This is a genomic window from Prevotella sp. C0026C3 (assembly GCF_056590795.1).
Window position 1 is genome coordinate 1 of sequence record NZ_JBWPWW010000046.1, and the last position, 1422, is coordinate 1422.

At 42.2% G+C, this 1422-nt stretch carries 1 protein-coding gene; it reads left to right on the forward strand.

Annotation, left to right across the window (positions count from 1 at the left end):
* The first annotated feature begins 110 nt into the window (after nt 1-110).
* Entirely contained in the window at nt 111-1328 is a 1218-nt protein-coding gene (locus tag AC1EK4_RS11900) for an IS4 family transposase (RefSeq protein ID WP_036900995.1), read from the forward strand.
* Nucleotides 1329-1422: the final 94 nt, after the last annotated feature.

The following is a 1422-nucleotide window of genomic DNA, read 5'->3' on the forward strand; positions in this document are numbered from 1 at the left end:
TATTACTGTCCGGTAAACCTTTTCCACATATAAAAGTTAAGGGCTAAAATCCGTATTTGGATTTCAGCCCTTTTTGTTACTTTTGTTTTCTTGGTCAAAACTTCAATAACATGGGCAAAAGTACACATTTTATCGGACAGCCGGTCTATAATCAGGTAATAAAATTACTCGATAAGCAACAAATCAAGCAAATTAGCCTTGAAACACCCCGAAGTGAAGCTTATGTGAAGCGTCTTGACGGGTGGACTCACCTTGTCATAATGCTCTTCGGTGTTCTCAAACACTTTGATTCTCTTCGGGAAGTGGAGATTGGCATGAAGGCTGAAGTAAACAAACTACATCATCTTGGCATGGACTATGTCGTCCGTCGTAGTACGCTTGCTGATGCCAACAAGCGTCGCCCACAAGAGTTCTTTGCAAGCGTTTATGCGTACCTCTTAGAGCGTTATGGTTCTTTTTTAGCGGACAGCCGCCCTAAAGGTGAACAGAAGACATGGGAGAAACTTCTGTATATGATGGATTCAACTACGATTACCCTTTTTGACAACATCCTCAAAGGAGTAGGCAGACACCCCAAGAGTGGTAAGAAGAAAGGCGGTATGAAGGTTCATACGGTGATGAAGTATCATGTTGGTGTTCCCATGGTCGTACAGCTTACCTCTGCCGCCACGCATGATCATTATCTACTTAAAGAAGTGCATCTTCCTAAGGATGCTACCCTTACCATGGACAGGGCATACGTTGATTATGCACAGTTCCAGCGACTTACAGAGGAGGGAGTATGCTATGTGACCAAGATGAAGAAGAATCTCACGTATAAGGAGCTATCCTCAGTAACCTATGTAAGTCCTGATGGGCTGGTTATGCATACTGACAAGAAGATTCTCTTTGAGAAGGGAGAGATGAGGCACGAGGCAAGACGAGTGGAACTATGGAGTAATAACTCACATAAGTCAGTTGTCCTATTGACCAATAACCTTGAGCTTGATGTGAAGGACCTTGAGGAGATTTACAAGCGCAGATGGGCTATTGAGTCCCTTTACAAGCAGCTCAAGCAGAACTTCCCACTGCATTTCTTCTATGGTGACAGTGTAAATGCCATACAGATACAGACATGGGTGGTACTCATTGCCAATCTGCTCTGTACCGTTATCTCCAGAATGATAAAAAGACACGTATCCTTCTCGCAGCTGGTAACCATGCTAAGGCTCACACTGATGTATTATACCGATTTTATATCATTTATGGAAAATCCACAGAATGATGAACTCATCATAATAGCTGAAAAGGCAAATTCACCACCAAAAGAACTTGATTTATTTCACTAGGGGGCTTGGATTTCAAAAAAGAATGCGGAATTACCTGTATAAAGGCAATTCCGCAAGGATTTATAGGCTATTTAAGTTTTACCAGACAGCAATA